The following is a 16925-nucleotide window of genomic DNA, read 5'->3' as shown; positions in this document are numbered from 1 at the left end:
TCTGAGGACTATACGTCCTTCCCTCCCAGCTCACTATAAAATAAGATGTCCTAATCTATTGCACAGACAACGCACTAGGAAAATAGTTGACTCCTAGCACAATCATTCTTAAAGCAAATTAAAAAACCCGTCTCCGGGCTTTTCTGAAAAAAACATAATTTAGCTTTATTATACCATGATTTAAGTCAATTTATTCAAGGGATTAAACGAATAAGTGACGAAATTCCGTAATCAACTACTACAAAAAAGAGTGTCATAAATACAACTGTAGAAATAACAGTAATTGTATAACGAGTTAGCTCATTTTTTTTAGGCCAACTTACCTTCTTCATCTCACGCCCAACATCACGCAAGAAATTTCCTACACGGTTCATGTTTGTAACCTCCAATAAATTAAAAGGGGTATTAGTCTGTGCAGATTATTGATCTACTTTGTTTCACGATGAATCGTATGTGCGTTACACGTTTTGCAAAACTTCTTCATTTCTAAACGCTCTTCGTTTTGCAGTGTGTTTTTCATAGTCGTATAGTTACGACTAGCGCATTGCACACACGCAAGTACAACTTTTTTACGCATAATGTCAACCACCTATAGAGTGATAATGTCTATAAAAAAGTATCACAGACTTTCTTAGCATGTCAATATGAGGATAGAAGGCTACATTGTGATTTCACGAATCTCGAGGTAGCGCTCTAATTTCCTCTTCACACGCTGAAGTGCATTATCGATGGATTTGACGTGGCGGTTTAACTCTTCTGAAATCTCTTGATAAGATTGACCATCTAAATAAAGAACGAGAACTTTTCGCTCAAGATCACTTAACAGTTCAGCCATCTTTAATTCAATATCATCAAACTTCTCTCGATTAATGAGCAACTCTTCTGGATTTGCTACTTTTGTCCCCGAAATAACATCCATTAAGGTTCGGTCGGACTCTTCATCATATATTGGCTTGTCCAATGATACATAAGAGTTTAATGGAATATGTTTTTGCCTTGTTGCGGTTTTAATAGCGGTAATAATTTGCCTGGTAATGCAAAGTTCAGCAAAAGCTTTAAACGAAGTTAGCTTATCTTCTCTAAAATCTCTAATTGCCTTATATAACCCTATCATACCTTCTTGTACAATATCTTCACGGTCTGCCCCAATTAAAAAATATGACCGCGCCTTTGCTCGCACAAAGTTTTTGTATTTATGAATCAAATACTCTAATGCGTCAATATCGCCTTTATGCACAAGATCGACAACTGTTTCATCCTCTTGTTGTTCGAAATGAGCATGCAGTTTTCTCCCATAATTATCGCCCATATCGATCCCCCCGACCGCACAGTAGATAGAAATATTATACAGTAGCTAATTCCGTACCGTCAATAACCTCACCGCTGTCCCCGACGCCATTTTTCGAAAATTTCGGCTACTTGATTGGAAAGTTGAATGCGTGCCGCTGGCTTTTGATTTTGAATAGACTTCACATCAAGATTAATATGTTTCTCAATCTGCTCAATTTCGTTGTACAATTCTCGAGCAGAAATTCTAAGCGCACCTTGTCCAAAGATTGCCCACTGCTCCGTGAAATCAGATGTAGCAACATGAATCTGTGTCTTTACGTTGTTTAGCTCTTGAGCCAGCTTTTCAATGTACTCATCCGCTGTTTCATTTTCTCTTGTAAATACAACGTCAACCTTATGATTTTTTGCCTTCTTTTCAATTCCTTCGACCATATGAGCATCGAAGACAATAATGACACGATAACCCATATATGCTTGATACTCTGCCATCTTTTCGATTAACAGGTCTCGAGCACCGGCTAAATCATTATCTCTAAGCTTTCTTAGGTCGGGCCACGCACCTATCATGTTATAACCATCCACCAGTAGAATATCCATTCTTATTCACCTAGAGGATGGCGTTTTCGGTAAACCTCATACATGAGAAGACTAGCTGCTACAGATGCATTTAACGATGTAACATGCCCAACCATTGGAAGCTGTACAAGGAAGTCGCATTTTTCACGAATCAAACGACTCATGCCTTTTCCTTCGCTTCCAATCACTAACGTAAGCGGCATACCTCCATCTAAGTTGCGGTAATCATCGCTTTCTTTCGCATCTGTTCCAACAATCCATACGCCTCGATCTTTTAATTCATCAATCGTCCTTGATAGGTTTGTTACCCTTGCTACGGGAACATGTTCAATCGCTCCTGTAGAGGCCTTAGCTACAGTGGCTGTTAATCCAACTGAACGGCGCTTTGGGATAATAATACCGTGTGCGCCAATGGCATCGGCTGTTCGCATAATAGAGCCTAAATTATGGGGATCTTCAAGCTCATCTAGCAGAAGAAAAAACGGACTTTCATTACGTTTTTCCGCTAAGTTAAATAAATCATCTAACTCTGCATACTGATAAGCAGCCACTTGTGCAGCTACTCCTTGATGAATACCGTCTACCATTTGCTCAATTTTCTTTTTCGGTACAAACTGCACCAATACACCATTACGTTTTGCTAACTGCGTGATTTGCCCCATAGAACCGCCTTGCGATCCTTCGGCAATCCATAGTTTGTTAATGTCGCGCCCAGACTTTAGGGCTTCTAGGACCGGATTACGTCCAATGATAAATTCATGTTCCATGATTCATTCCTCCCTCTCCTTCATCGACGAAAGAGATAGCTTTAGTAATAAGTTCCATCATTCGTTCTTCTTCACCTAAAAGATACAAATAGCCTACGACCGCTTCAAATGCCGTACTGTAGCGATACGTTTGCACATCTGTGTTTTTAGGGACTGTACCGGACTTTGCATTGCGTCCTCGGCGCAGTACACCTTCTTCTTCCTCAGTAAAAAAGTTTTCATTTTTAAAATAATATACGATTTGCGCTTGTGCTTTTGCTGATACGTATTTTTTAGCTTTATTATGAAGCTGGTTAGGGCGCACTGTCCCTAACACCAGCAGGTGGCGGCGAACATGTAAATCAAACACCGCATCACCCATATAAGCAAGAGCTAAGCTATTTAGCTGTTTTACATCTAATTTACTGCTGCTCATAACACTATTATCCTCTTTTCCATCTTGTTCCTTGCGCCGTATCTTCTAAAATAATATTTTTAGCCTTTAATTCATCTCGAATTTGATCTGCTAATTGGAAATTACGATCTTTACGAGCCTGAATACGATCTTGGATCAATTGATCAATTTCTTCGTCTAGAAGTTCAGCTTCTCCAAACGTAATGCCTATTGCAGCACCTAATTCTTTAAATTCTTTAATAAAGGCTTCAATTACATCTGTAGACGTTGTTTGTTCTAACAAATACAAGTTAGCTTGCTTTGCTAGCTCGAACAGAACAGAAATAGCATTTGCCGTATTAAAATCATCATCCATCTCTTCAACAAACGTTTCGCGAAGCTCTTTTAGCTTTTCGAACCATTCTGAAGCATCTTCTTGAAGATTTGTTGCTGCCTCTAGACGGTGAGTTAAGTTGCCGTAAGCTGTTTGCAGACGCTCAAGCGCTTTGCGCGTATTCTCTAAAATTTCTTCGTTATAGTTAATTGGGTGACGATAGTGAACAGATAAAATAAAGAATCGAAGTAGGGAAGGATCATGCTTTTTAATAATGTCATGAACTAACACGAAGTTCCCTAGTGATTTAGACATCTTTTCATTATCAATATTGATATACCCGTTATGAAGCCAGTATTTCGCAAACGATTTCCCAGTGAGCGCTTCTGATTGGGCAATTTCATTTTCGTGATGAGGGAAAGCTAAATCCTGACCGCCTGCGTGGATATCAATTGTATCACCTAAATACTTGCGTGCCATCGCCGAGCACTCGATATGCCAGCCCGGTCTTCCTTGACCCCAAGGGCTATCCCATGCGATCTCTCCATCTTTGGTTGCTTTCCAAAGAGTAAAGTCTAATGGATCTTCTTTCTTTTCGCCAACTTCGATACGAGCACCGGATTGCAATTCATCAATAGACTGATGTGATAATTTTCCGTATCCTTCAAACTTACGTGTACGATAGTATACATCACCCTCTGACTCATACGCATAACCTTTTTTCACAAGTTCATCAATGAACTCAATAATGATATCCATATTTTCAGTTACGCGCGGATGCACATCGGCATGCTTGCATCCAAGAGCTGACGTATCTTCAAAGTAAGCATCGATAAAGCGGTTTGCGATCGTTGGAACATCTTCTCCTAACTCTTTTGCTGCCTTAATTAATTTATCATCTACATCTGTGAAGTTTGAGACATACTCTACATCGTAGCCTCTAAATTCTAAATAGCGGCGCACCGTATCAAATACAATCGCAGGACGCGCGTTTCCAATATGAATATAGTTATACACCGTCGGTCCGCACACGTACATTTTGACTTTGTTTTCTTCCAGCGGTACAAACGTCTCTTTTTGACGTGTTAACGTGTTATATAGCTTAATTGCCATGGTGAATCTTCCCTTCTTTTAATTCCTCTAATTGATTTTGCAGGTGTAAAATTTCTTTCTCTAGCTGTTTGAAACGCTCTGCATCTGGATCTGGCAAATCTTGATGATTCAAATCTTTTGGAATCCGGACGCCATTTTGAATGACGACTCGGCCAGGGATACCAACAACCGTTGAGTTTTCTGGGACGTCATTTAACACAACTGAACCTGCTCCAATTTTGGAGTGTGCATGAATCGTAATCGACCCTAGCACTTTAGCACCTGTTGCAATTAAGACATTGTCTTCAATCGTCGGGTGACGCTTTCCTTTTTCTTTCCCTGTTCCTCCGAGTGTTACTCCTTGATATACTGTTACATTATCTCCAATTTCGCACGTTTCCCCAATCACAATTCCCATTCCGTGGTCAATAAAAAAGCGGCGGCCAATTTTCGCACCCGGATGGATTTCAATCCCTGTGAAGAATCGGCTAATTTGTGAGATTACACGTGCCAGAAAAAACCACTTTCTTTTAAAAAGCCCGTGAGCGAATCTATGTGCCCAAATAGCATGCAACCCCGAATAGGTTAATATCACTTCAATATAACTTCTTGCTGCAGGATCTTGTTCAAATATGGCTTCAATGTCTTCCTTTAACAACTTTAGCATCATCTCACCCCAATTCCGCTATTCCTCTATCTACTCATTGATTGTATAAAAAAACGCCCCTATGTCAAATGACACAGAGACGTATATACGCGGTTCCACTCTGTTTGGATCAACAAACGATCCCAACTCTTCTCTCATAACGTGAAAGTACCCGCTTTTGCCTACTTACTTTAGCAGCATTCAACAAAAGACTCAAAGGCGCACTTCAACAAGTTTTGTCATAGGTTACTTTCAGCCGGTGATAACCCTCTCTGATATGCAATGAACTTGCCTACTCTTCCTTCTCAACGATATCCATATTTGATTATTTTATCATATGGGCAAAATAGAAATTTGTTAACTATAAATGCTTTCTAGACGAGCTAAAACTGTTTCTTTCCCTAAAAGAGAAATAGCTTTTGGAAGCTCAGGACCGTGTGTTTCGCCTGTTGTTGCTACACGAATTGGCATAAATAGTTTTTTACCTTTTTGACCTGTTGCTTTTTGTACAGCCTTTGTTGCTGCCTTAATTTCATCAGCGCTGAATTCTTCTAAGGAAGAAATCTCTTCAGCAAATGCTTTTAACACTTCCGGTACTTGCTCTTCAGCAAGCACTGCTTTTGCTTCTTCACTGTAATCAATTTCTTTCTTAAAGAACATTTCAGTAAGTTCAACAATCTCCGCGCCAAAGCTCATTTGTTCTTGGTATAGAGCGACTAAGTCACGTACCCATTGTTCTGTTTCTGCATCGCGCGTTTCTTCAACTTTTCCGGCTTTCACCAAGTGAGGAACTGATAAAGCTACCACCTCGTCTAAATCCAATTGTTTCATGTATTGGTTGTTCATCCAACGTAATTTGCTTGTATCAAATAGTGCTGGAGATTTTGATAAACGAGCTGGGTCAAAGATTTCAATGAACTGTTCTTTAGAGAAGATTTCTTCTTCTCCCACAGGTGACCAGCCAAGCATTGTAATAAAATTAAACAGTGCTTCCGGCAAGTAGCCTAATTCTTTATATTGCTCAATAAACTGAATGATTGACTCATCACGTTTACTTAGCTTACGGCGATTTTCATTTACGATTAATGTCATATGACCGAATACAGGAGGCGTCCAGCCCAAAGCTTCATACACAAGAATTTGCTTCGGTGTATTAGAAATATGGTCATCTCCGCGTAGAACATGTGTCATCTTCATTAGATAATCATCAATGGCTACAGCGTAGTTATATGTTGGTGTACCATCTTTTTTCACAATAACGAAGTCACCAATGCCTTCAGACTCAAATGATACTTCATCTTTGACAATATCATTCCACTTAATTTCTGTGTTGCTAGGAACACGGAAGCGAATGCTTGGCTCACGGCCTTCTGCTTCTAGTTCAGCACGCTGTTCAGCTGTTAAGTTACGGCACTTACCTGAATAGCGCGGCATTTGACTGTTCGCCTGCTGTTCTTCACGCTCTTTTTCAAGCTCTTCTGACGTACAGTAACAGTGATAAGCTAATCCTTTTTCAAGAAGTTCTTCCGTATATTTTTGATAGATTTCCGTACGTTCAGACTGGCGATAAGGACCGTACTCGCCGCCTACGTCGATACTCTCATCCCATTCAATACCTAACCATTTTAAATAGCGCAGCTGACTTTCTTCTCCGCCTTCGATATTACGCTTTTGATCTGTATCTTCAATACGGATAATAAATTTACCGTTTTGATTTCGTGCAAATAAATAATTAAATAGTGCTGTTCTTGCATTCCCTATATGAAGATGTCCAGTTGGACTCGGGGCATAACGAACTCTTACTTCGCTTGACATAACTAAGATGACCTCCAATTTAATATTACTTATAGTATGTATTTATATGTTTTAGACATGTTCTAATTTTATCACCAAATAGGTATCTGTCAAAGTCAACTGTTTTTATTTTTGATAAACTAAAACGGCTGCTTGGGCGGCAATTCCTTCTTCGCGTCCCGTAAAGCCTAACTTTTCTGTTGTTGTTGCCTTGACGTTAATTTGAGAAATGCTTGCTTCTAACAGCTGCGCAATACGCTCTCTCATTGGTTCAATGTAAGGAGCCATTTTAGGTTTTTGCGCGATAATGGTGCAATCTACATTGCTTAATTCATAACCTTCATCTTTTAGCAGTTTCCATACGTGTTGAAGAAGCTTTGCTGAATCAGCATCTTTAAATTCAGGGTCTGTATCCGGAAAATGCTTTCCGATATCTCCTTTAGCCGCCGCTCCTAATAAGGCATCTGCGATTGTATGTAGCAGCACATCTGCATCTGAGTGGCCTAATAATCCTTTTTCATACGGAATTTCTAAACCGCCGATGATTAAAGGTCTTCCTTCTGCAAATTCATGTACGTCGAAACCTTGTCCTACTCGAATGTTCATTTTTCCACTCCTTCAGTCCTGTTTAGCTTTGTTAATATAGCTTCTGCATATAACAAATCTTCTGGTGTTGTTAGTTTTATATTATCGTAATTTCCCTCTACAATCGATACTTTTTGCCCCGCTTTTTCTACTAAGCTTGCATCATCGGTGCCTAAGTATTCATTTATTTTTGCTTTTTCGTGTGCATCCATTACTACATCAAAAAGAAAAGCCTGCGGCGTTTGAATAGCCCACAAGCTAGAGCGCTCAACTGTTTCAATGACAGTACCCTGTTTCACACGCTTAATTGTGTCTTTTACTGGAACAGCCAGCACAGCAGCCTTATCACTAGCAGCTTTTTCTACTAACTCATGGATTGTGTTTTGTTGAACAAATGGACGAGCGCCATCATGAATTAATACCATCTGAGCCTGCTTTAAACTTTTAAGACCGTTATAAACGCTATGTTGACGTTCATCGCCTCCAACTGTCAAAGATTGAACCTTTTGAATTGGATATTTGATTAATAACTCTTCAAAAATCTGCACTTCTTTTTCGTTTACGACTAGTACAATTCCACTGCACCAAGGATCTTGTTCGAATTTTTGCAGCGTATGAATGATAAGCGGAACGTTTTGAATAGTTAAAAATTGTTTGTTCCGCCCCGCTTTCATTCGCTTCCCCTGACCTGCAGCTAACACGATAATTTCATACTTCATAGGTATACTCCCTTTACCTGTTACGTCACAGTGCTTTTTCTAATAACTTGGGTTTCGCAAAAATCATACGGCCTGCTGAGGTTTGGAGTACGCTCGTCACCAGTACATCAATTTGCTTTCCAATATAATTTCTTCCTTCTTCTACCACAATCATTGTACCGTCATCAAGATAGGCAATACCTTGATTATGCTCTTTACCGTCTTTTATAACCAATACGTTCATTTCTTCTCCTGGAAGTACAATTGGCTTGACGGCATTTGCTAAGTCATTGATATTTAAAACGCCAACATTTTGAAGTTCACATACTTTATTTAAATTAAAATCGTTTGTCACGACCAAACCGGAAGTCAGCTTTGCCAATTTAACCAGCTTGCTGTCTACTTCTTGAATGTCTTCGAAATCGCCTTCATAAATTTCTACCTTCATTGCCAGTTCTTTTTGAATACGGTTTAGAATATCTAGACCTCGTCTACCTCTGTTTCGTTTTAGAACATCCGAAGAATCAGCAATATGCTGAAGTTCCTCAAGCACAAAGCGCGGAATAACAATCGTTCCGTCTAAAAATCCTGTTTGACAAATATCTGCGATACGGCCGTCAATAATAACGCTTGTATCTAAAATCTTAAGAGACTTTAATGATTCTTCGTTATCTGTTTCTTCTTCTTGGCCTTTTTTCTTCCCAATTCGAGCCGGCATCGAAAACACGCTTACAAGCTCATCACGTTTTTTAAACCCGACTTGAAACCCTAAGTAACCTAAAAGAATACTTAGAAAGATTGGTAAAATGGTACTTACTACTTGAAGTTGAATTCTGCCTAAAAAAGCTCCGACCAAGTAGGCCACAATAAGCCCTAAAATCAATCCTAAGCTCCCAAAAAGCACATCCGTTACAGGCGCCTTCAGTAACGCCTCTTCCACTCGGCGAATTAATTCAACTATATAATCAACAATCCAAAACGTGACAAGGAAAAACAAAATGGCTCCCAGTATTGCATCGACGTAAGGCTTTTCTAGAAATGCTACATCTTGCAGATTTAATAATTGAATAAGTTCAGGTATAAAAAAGACGCCCAATGTACCACCTGTAATAATAAAAAATAACTGTACAAAACGTTTTAACACGCCTTCACCTCCCTTTATCATTATAAACAGTTTACAATGATTGAAACCTGTTATTTAACCAAAAAACAGAATTTGTAAACAAACTGTCACTTTTTTTGTATTTTCACAATATCTTAATGAATCAAACATTTAATGTCAATTAATATCCTATAGCTGACGGTTTGTAAGATGCTGCTCTTTTAGTCTTTTCAGTCCTTCTCTGATTTTCCTTGCTCGAATTTCACCGATGCCTTCTACCTCATCCAATTCTTCTACCGACGCATCTGCTATCGTTTTTAAATCCCCTAATTCATCAATGAGATTTTCAATAATAATCGATGGAAGTCTTGGAATTTTATGAAGCATTCGATACCCTCTAGGAATAACGCTGTCTTCAAAGCTTGTATACATGGGATATCCCATTAAGCGAAGGAGCGTTTGGTCATCGAGAAGAACATTATTTGACGGCTGCTGCATGCGTTCAATTACTCGGTAAGGGTCAAAGCTGAGGTCATACATATAATCTTTGATTAATAAAGTTGCTTCTTCCTCTAAGTGGGAAAGTAATTCATTCATTTGGAGACGGATTAGTCTTCCTTCTGTTCCTAACTCGCTAATATAGCTCAAAATTTCATTTTTAATACGCAGAACCATTTCTGTACGATGAAGCGACTGCAGCACATCTGTATGAGTTACTTGCTCTTCAAACTCTAATGCACTGAGACTTGTAATCGATTCGTCTAATACCGCCTTGTACTTTTCAAGTGTCCCAAGCGCTTGATTCGCTTTTGCTAAAATAACACTAATGTCTTTCAATACATACTGCAGAGACCCTTTGTAAAGCGTAATCACATTTCGTCTTTGTGAAATAGCTATCACCAATACACCTGACTGCTTAGCTACGCGTTCTGCTGTACGGTGACGCATTCCTGTCTGTGAAGAAGGAGTAGAGGGATCTGGCATGAGCTGAGCATTAGCAAATAATATCTTGCTTCCGCTGTCGTTTAAAATAAGCGCTCCATCCATTTTGGCTAACTCGTATAAGTGCGCAGGTGTAAATGCACAATTAATCGAAAATCCCCCATCCACCATCTTTTTGACTTGTTCATTGTAGCCCATAACAATTAAGCCGCCCGTCTTTGCCCGCAAGACGTTATCGATACCGTCACGAATAGGGGTTCCTGGTGCTACAAACTGCAGAATTTCTGATATTTGTTTTTGACTAACTGTTGTTTTTTCTCCTTCCACTGCTTATCCTCCTAATGTATATTGCAGAGCCTCCGCTACTGTTGATACCCCAATCACATCAATACCATCTGGGACTTTCCATCCCCCTAAATTCTTCTCGGGGATAATAATTCGTTGGAACCCTAATTTTACCGCTTCTTGAACGCGCTGTTCAATTCTAGACACTCGGCGTACTTCACCTGTTAATCCTACCTCTCCTACAATAACATCTGTAGCGCTAGAAGCAGCATCTCTGAAGCTTGAAGCAATGCTAACGGCTACAGCTAAATCGATTGCTGGTTCATCTAATTTCACTCCACCTGCTACTTTTAAATACGCATCTTGATTCTGCAGCAGCATTCCTACACGCTTTTCTAAGACAGCCATGATAAGCGAAACACGATTATGATCTACTCCCGTAGCCATTCTTCTAGGGTTTCCAAAGCTCGTTGGACTGATTAGCGCCTGCAGCTCTACTAATACGGGTCTTGTCCCTTCCATTGAAGCGACAACAACTGATCCTGCTGCTCCCTGGGACCGTTCTTCTAGAAAGATTTCAGATGGATTCAATACTTCTTCTAGCCCACTTTCTTTCATTTCAAAAATGCCCATTTCATTTGTAGATCCAAATCGGTTCTTAACCGCTCTTAATATACGATACGTATGATGGCGCTCTCCTTCAAAATAAAGAACCGTATCCACCATATGTTCAAGAAGTCTTGGTCCTGCAATGGCCCCTTCTTTCGTTACATGACCCACAATAAAGATGGCAATTCCATTCGTTTTAGCAACACGCATTAGTTCAGCCGTACACTCTCGCACCTGTGAGACGCTTCCTGGCGCTGATGTCACATCAGCATGGTAAATGGTTTGAATTGAATCAATCACCACAAAATCAGGCTGCATGCTTGAGATGGCCTCTAGTATTAATTCTAAGTTTGTTTCTGCATGAACATAAAGCTCTTCAGCTTTTACACCTAGCCTGTCCGCTCTTAACTTCGTTTGTTTGGTTGATTCCTCTCCCGAAATATATAGTACTTTATTTTGTTTCATTGCTAACTGCGCGGAGGTTTGCAAAAGTAAAGTAGACTTTCCGATACCCGGATCTCCCCCTATTAAAACGAGTGAGCCTCTGACAATACCTCCACCTAATACACGATTTAACTCTGCAGAAGGTGTAAAAATTCGTGGTTCTGTTGTAGATTCAATCGCTGTAATTGACTGAGGTTTTTGAACTTTAGAAGCAGTAGCTCCGGAAAAAGCTCCTCGACGTGATGATTTCGTTTCTTCCATTTCTTCTACCATAGAATTCCAGCTTCCGCATCCGGGACATTTCCCCATCCATTTTGCTGATTCATATCCGCAATGCTGACATGCAAATTTTGTTTTTCGTTTCGCCATTATGTTATCAATCTCTCCGTTCATTCAATCGATTTCTATCTCTATTGTACACTATTTCCTAAGCTAAAATAAAAAGGGAGGCATACGTGTTTTTTCGTATGCCTCGTCTTGGTTTGAGTAAATTTAGCTGATGCTGCTTGGAGCGGAGGATTTAACAACAAATTCTCCTTTGTCTACATCTAGCGTCACTTTCTGACCTTTTTGAACAACTCCTTTTAGCAGCTCTTCAGATAAACGGTCTTCAATATGTTTTTGAATTGCTCTACGAAGTGGACGAGCACCGTATTCTGGATCAAAACCTTCCTCTGCAATCTTATCAATTGCCTCTTTTGTTAATTCAAGATCAATTTCTTGTTCTTTTAAGCGTTTTGTTAACTGATCCGCCATTAATTTAACGATTTCAGCTAAGTGAGGTTTCTCTAATGAATGGAAGACGATAATTTCATCGATACGGTTTAGGAACTCCGGACGGAACGCGCGCTTCATTTCCGCCATTACTTTTCCTTTCATATCTTTGTAGTCTTGCCCTTCTGCTTCTACTGTGAACCCTAAGTGCTTGCTTCGTTTTAATGTATCAGCACCTACGTTTGATGTCATAATTAAAATCGTATTACGGAAATCAACTGTACGACCTTTTGAATCTGTTAAGCGTCCATCTTCTAACACTTGTAATAAAATGTTAAATACATCCGGATGCGCTTTTTCAATTTCGTCTAAAAGAACAACTGAGTAAGGTTTTCTTCTTACTTTTTCCGTTAACTGGCCGCCTTCTTCGTATCCAACATATCCTGGAGGTGAACCTACTAATCGGGAAGTAGAATGTTTCTCCATGTACTCAGACATATCGATACGAATCATTGCATCTTCATCACCGAAGATTGACTCCGCTAATGCACGTGCAAGCTCTGTTTTACCAACCCCTGTTGGTCCTAAGAAAATGAATGAACCAATTGGACGTTTTGGATCTTTCAAGCCTGCTCTAGCACGGCGCACAGCTTTTGCAACTGCTTTTACCGCTTCTTCTTGCCCAATTACACGAGAGTGAAGAATCTCTTCCATGTTCAGCAGTCTTTCTGTCTCTTCCTGTGCCAGTTTAGAGACCGGTACACCCGTCCAGCTAGATACAACCATCGCAATATCTTCTACGGTTACAGCTGAGTTTTCTTTACCTTGCTGCTCTTTCCAAATTTTCTTTGTGTCTTCTAATTCTTCGCGTAGGCGTTGCTCTGTATCGCGTAAAGATGCTGCTTTTTCGAATTCTTGACTTTGAACAGACGCATCTTTTTCATTGCGTACTGATTCTAATTTTTGCTCTAATTCCTTTAAATTTGGCGGCGTTGTAAATGAACGTAAACGCACTTTTGAACCAGCTTCATCAATTAAATCGATTGCTTTATCCGGTAAGAAACGATCTGAAATGTAGCGATCTGATAGTTTCACCGCTTGCTCGATTGCCTCATCAGAAATAGATACTCGGTGATGGGCTTCATAACGGTCACGAAGCCCTTTTAAGATTTGAATAGACTCTTCCAACGTTGGTTCATCCACTTGAATTGGCTGGAAGCGACGCTCTAACGCTGCATCTTTTTCAATGTACTTTCTGTATTCATCTAAAGTCGTAGCACCGATACACTGAAGTTCTCCACGAGCAAGAGACGGTTTTAAAATATTAGAAGCATCGATAGCACCTTCTGCACCACCAGCGCCAATTAATGTGTGTAACTCATCGATAAAGAGAATGATATTACCTGCTTGACGAATTTCATCCATTACTTTCTTCAGGCGATCTTCAAATTCTCCGCGGTATTTTGTACCAGCAACGACCGTTCCCATATCCAAAGTCATAACGCGTTTATCGCGTAAAATTTCTGGAACCTCATTGTTGACAATTTGCTGAGCCAAACCTTCAGCGATTGCCGTTTTACCGACACCTGGCTCCCCAATTAATACAGGATTGTTTTTTGTACGTCGGCTTAACACTTCAATAACACGCTGAATTTCTTTCCCACGTCCGATAACAGGGTCTAAGCTTCCTTCGCGCGCTACAACTGTTAAATCGCGTGCTAAGCTGTCTAGCGTAGGTGTATTAGCGTTTGAAGAGCCGCCGCCTTGATGACTTGAAGCAGCTTCATTGCTACCTAATAAATGAAGCACTTGCTGACGAGCTTTATTTAGGCTGACACCTAAATTATTTAAAACGCGTGCTGCAACGCCTTCACCTTCACGAATTAAGCCTAGTAAGATATGTTCTGTTCCTACATAAGAATGACCAAGTTTTCGGGCTTCATCCATTGAAAGTTCAATGACTTTTTTCGCTCGAGGTGTATAATGAATGGTCTGCGTTAATTCTTGGCCTCTGCCAATTAATGCTTCCACTTCTTTTTGAATTTTTTCAGTGCTTAGGCCTAGAGCAGAAAGAGCTTTTGCTGCAATTCCTTCACCTTCGCGAACGATACCTAATAAAATATGCTCCGTTCCAATGTTGTTGTGACCTAGGCGTAGTGCTTCTTCCTGTGCTAAAGCTAATACTTTTTGTGCGCGCTCTGTAAATCTACCAAACATCATATAATCGTCACCCTCCACGTTTAATTTGTGTTTTTATTTATAGTGAGACGTTCTCGAATTAAGGTGGCTCTTTTAATGTCACGTTCTTGAGGCTTTAGGGGACCTCCCGAATACTTTTGTAAAAAGCCTGGCTGCGTCATAATGATAAGTTCATTCAATATATTTTGACTCAGTCCTTTTATATACCCTAAATCGATTCCTAATCGAACATCTGATAAACATTGTGAAGCTTCTTTTGACTCAATAATACGGCTATTGGCCAATACTCCATATGAACGATACACTCGATCTTCTAACTCTACATGAGATGTTTTAAACAGCGCGTCTCGTGCAGAGTGCTCTTGTGTAATCAACTGCTGTACGACACTATTTAAATCTGCCACAATATCTTCTTCAGATTTCCCTAAGGTTATCTGATTAGAAATTTGAAAGATATTCCCTAAAGCTTCGCTACCTTCTCCATAAATTCCTCTCACCACTAAGCCAAGCTGGTTAATAGCGGGAATAATACGATGAATTTGACGGGTCATCACTAAAGCCGGCAGATGCATCATCACGGATGCACGTAGCCCAGTACCCACATTTGTGGGACAGCTGGTTAAATACCCTCTATTTTCATCAAACGCATAATCTACGTATTTCTCAATCCAATTATCTACTTTATTCGCTGTGCTTAAAGCTTCAGATAATTGAAGGCCTGGAAATAAACATTGTATGCGTAAATGATCTTCTTCATTAACCATAATACTCAAATCTTCTTTTTCTGATAAAAAACAAGCTCCGTTGTTATCTCCTTCAGCCAAGTTAGGACTGATAAGATGCTTTTCAACCAACACTTGCTTTTGAAGAGGCTGTAATTCGTTCATCTTTAGTAAATGCAAATTCCACTGATTGGTGTTCTCACTTTTTTGAAAAACTTGCTCGAATACTCGAACCACTTCAACTGCTTGTTCTTTAGAAAAGAGAGTTGGAAAAAGATAATGAGTTAAATTTCGAGCCAGCCTGATTCGACTACTTAGAACAATATCTGAATTCGAAGCTTCTTGACGCATCCAAGAGCTAACAGGCTGGGAAAAGAACAAATCCTGGGACATGAATTACGCTTCCTCCTCTCTCGATTCGTTCATCTTCTTTTCTAGTAATCGAATGTGATCTCGGAGTTCGGCTGCTTTCTCAAACTCCTCTTTTTCGATATACTCTTTTAAGTTCAATCTTAATGCCTGTAATTCCTTTTTTAAATGAAGATTACTTGCAATTCTTGCTGGTATTTTTCCGTGATGTAGATAATTACCTCCATGCAACCTCTTCAAGAAAGGAATAAGAGGTCGCTCAAATGTTTTGTAGCAATCTGCACATCCAAACCTGCCGATTTTAGCAAATTTTTGATATATCATGCCACAAGTAGGACAAGAAAGAACCTCCTGACTTTGTTGCTTATAATTTTCAGTTACTGCTGGATCTAGGTTAAGTAGGCCAGCTAGTAAGTTATTGATTGAAAAACCTTGCTGATTTGAAAAAGAAAATGCATCTCCATTTTCTGAAGCGCATTGTTCACATACATGCATCTCCGTCTTTTCACCATTAATGATTTTTGTGAAGTGAAGAGTTGCAGGTCTCGTTTCACATTGCTGACAAATCATCCTGTCATCACTCCCTGTTCTAAATAAAATAGATCATGAGCTTATCGGTAGCGTAATGAATTAAGCATTGCTTTTAAAAGATTGGCCCTTAGCTCATCACGATAAGGAAGTTCAATATTAATAACTGAACGATTGATAACACTCAACATGATTTTTGCTTCTCGTTCTGTGATGACTTTTTCTTCAACTAACCTAATAATGACGTTTTCAGCACTTACTTGTGAAATTTCATTTTGAATCATCTCAATTACTTGCTGAAACAAATCCGCTGCATCATGCATTTTTACTTTTGCAATACGAATAAAGCCGCCGCCGCCTCGCTTACTTTCTACAAGATAACCTCTTTCAACTGTAAAACGGGTATTGATAACGTAATTAATTTGCGACGGAACGCATTGAAATTTATCAGCAATCTCACTGCGCCTTATTTCAACAATTTCTCTTTCACTTAATTCAAGTACTTGTTTTAAATACTGTTCGATAATGTCAGAGATATTTGGCACGCTGCCCCCTCCTTCTGACTTTGACTATATTTGACCTTAATTTAAATATAAAAGGAAACGAAAAAATTTTCAACTATGTACTATTAAAGTTTATTCTTTACTTTTATCGTTGCCACTAAAATTTATTTCAAAACCTGCAAATCGTGAATTTTATTGTTCTTACTATACTTTTTCATAAAACAAATAAATTGTAAACAAAAAAGGACTAGCTAAAATAGCTAGTCCTTTTTCAGGTGCCTGGCAACGTCCTACTCTCACAGGGACAAAGTCCCAACTACCATTGGCGCTAAAGAGCTTAACTTCCGTGTTCG

General features: G+C 39.5%; 18 protein-coding genes, 1 rRNA gene and 1 other annotated feature. All 19 genes read right to left on the bottom strand.

Annotated features, from left to right (window positions below):
• Positions 1-194: 194 nt before the first annotated feature.
• Positions 195-374: a preprotein translocase subunit SecE gene (gene secE / locus AC3WJG_RS24515; protein WP_013054912.1), complete on the bottom strand. Its 180-nt coding sequence runs from the start codon at positions 372-374 to the stop codon at positions 195-197.
• Between the two features lie 53 nt (positions 375-427).
• On the bottom strand, positions 428-577 hold the full coding sequence (rpmG, locus tag AC3WJG_RS24510; protein ID WP_028410365.1) for a 50S ribosomal protein L33: 150 nt from the start codon (positions 575-577) through the stop codon (positions 428-430).
• 81 nt (positions 578-658) lie between these two features.
• Positions 659-1309: an RNA polymerase sporulation sigma factor SigH gene (sigH, locus tag AC3WJG_RS24505; RefSeq protein WP_013054910.1), complete on the bottom strand. Its 651-nt coding sequence runs from the start codon at positions 1307-1309 to the stop codon at positions 659-661.
• A 68-nt stretch (positions 1310-1377) separates the two neighbouring features.
• Positions 1378-1887 (bottom strand): NYN domain-containing protein, encoded by a 510-nt coding sequence (locus AC3WJG_RS24500; protein WP_013081364.1) that lies wholly within the window; start codon positions 1885-1887, stop codon positions 1378-1380.
• Between the two features lie 2 nt (positions 1888-1889).
• Positions 1890-2633 (bottom strand): 23S rRNA (guanosine(2251)-2'-O)-methyltransferase RlmB, encoded by a 744-nt coding sequence (gene rlmB, locus AC3WJG_RS24495; RefSeq protein ID WP_028410364.1) that lies wholly within the window; start codon positions 2631-2633, stop codon positions 1890-1892.
• Positions 2623-3048, bottom strand: coding sequence for a Mini-ribonuclease 3 (locus AC3WJG_RS24490; protein ID WP_013054907.1), 426 nt, complete (start codon positions 3046-3048; stop codon positions 2623-2625). The genes rlmB and AC3WJG_RS24490 overlap by 11 nt, the downstream gene beginning before the upstream one ends.
• Before the next feature lie 7 nt (positions 3049-3055).
• On the bottom strand, positions 3056-4453 hold the full coding sequence (cysS, locus tag AC3WJG_RS24485) for a cysteine--tRNA ligase (protein WP_028410362.1): 1398 nt from the start codon (positions 4451-4453) through the stop codon (positions 3056-3058).
• Positions 4443-5099, bottom strand: coding sequence for a serine O-acetyltransferase (gene cysE / locus AC3WJG_RS24480; protein WP_337134636.1), 657 nt, complete (start codon positions 5097-5099; stop codon positions 4443-4445). The genes cysS and cysE overlap by 11 nt, the downstream gene beginning before the upstream one ends.
• Before the next feature lie 72 nt (positions 5100-5171).
• Positions 5172-5396 (bottom strand) — a binding site (T-box leader).
• A 39-nt stretch (positions 5397-5435) separates the two neighbouring features.
• Positions 5436-6893, bottom strand: a complete 1458-nt coding sequence (gene gltX / locus AC3WJG_RS24475; protein WP_028412658.1) for a glutamate--tRNA ligase — start codon at positions 6891-6893, stop codon at positions 5436-5438.
• Between the two features lie 105 nt (positions 6894-6998).
• Positions 6999-7478 carry a 2-C-methyl-D-erythritol 2,4-cyclodiphosphate synthase gene (gene ispF, locus AC3WJG_RS24470; RefSeq protein WP_013054903.1) on the bottom strand — a complete coding sequence of 160 codons (480 nt, stop codon included), beginning with the start codon at positions 7476-7478 and terminating at the stop codon, positions 6999-7001.
• Positions 7475-8176 carry a 2-C-methyl-D-erythritol 4-phosphate cytidylyltransferase gene (ispD, locus tag AC3WJG_RS24465; protein ID WP_028410360.1) on the bottom strand — a complete coding sequence of 234 codons (702 nt, stop codon included), beginning with the start codon at positions 8174-8176 and terminating at the stop codon, positions 7475-7477. Before ispD ends, ispF begins: the two co-directional genes overlap by 4 nt.
• 25 nt (positions 8177-8201) lie before the next feature.
• A complete protein-coding gene (locus AC3WJG_RS24460) occupies positions 8202-9299 on the bottom strand; it encodes a PIN/TRAM domain-containing protein (protein ID WP_013054901.1) in 1098 nt (365 codons plus the stop codon).
• 147 nt (positions 9300-9446) lie between these two features.
• Complete coding sequence (gene disA / locus AC3WJG_RS24455) at positions 9447-10526, bottom strand: DNA integrity scanning diadenylate cyclase DisA (protein ID WP_013054900.1); 1080 nt, start codon at positions 10524-10526, stop codon at positions 9447-9449.
• Between the two features lie 3 nt (positions 10527-10529).
• Positions 10530-11906: a DNA repair protein RadA gene (gene radA / locus AC3WJG_RS24450; RefSeq protein ID WP_013054899.1), complete on the bottom strand. Its 1377-nt coding sequence runs from the start codon at positions 11904-11906 to the stop codon at positions 10530-10532.
• A 123-nt stretch (positions 11907-12029) separates the two neighbouring features.
• Positions 12030-14471 (bottom strand): ATP-dependent protease ATP-binding subunit ClpC, encoded by a 2442-nt coding sequence (gene clpC, locus AC3WJG_RS24445; RefSeq protein WP_014462041.1) that lies wholly within the window; start codon positions 14469-14471, stop codon positions 12030-12032.
• A 20-nt stretch (positions 14472-14491) separates the two neighbouring features.
• Complete coding sequence (gene mcsB, locus AC3WJG_RS24440) at positions 14492-15565, bottom strand: protein-arginine kinase McsB (protein WP_013054897.1); 1074 nt, start codon at positions 15563-15565, stop codon at positions 14492-14494.
• A 3-nt stretch (positions 15566-15568) separates the two neighbouring features.
• Positions 15569-16111 (bottom strand): protein-arginine kinase activator protein McsA, encoded by a 543-nt coding sequence (mcsA, locus tag AC3WJG_RS24435; protein WP_337134633.1) that lies wholly within the window; start codon positions 16109-16111, stop codon positions 15569-15571.
• A 41-nt stretch (positions 16112-16152) separates the two neighbouring features.
• Entirely contained in the window at positions 16153-16614 is a 462-nt protein-coding gene (locus AC3WJG_RS24430; RefSeq protein WP_013054895.1) for a CtsR family transcriptional regulator, read from the bottom strand.
• A gap of 235 nt (positions 16615-16849) precedes the next feature.
• Positions 16850-16925: ribosomal RNA gene (gene rrf, locus AC3WJG_RS24425) — 5S ribosomal RNA — on the bottom strand; the annotation flags it as partial.

The sequence above is a fragment of the Priestia sp. FW507-14D1A genome, assembly GCF_058781295.1.
The sequence above is the reverse complement of the archived record's forward strand: the minus strand, read 5'-3'. Positions and strand labels throughout refer to the sequence as shown.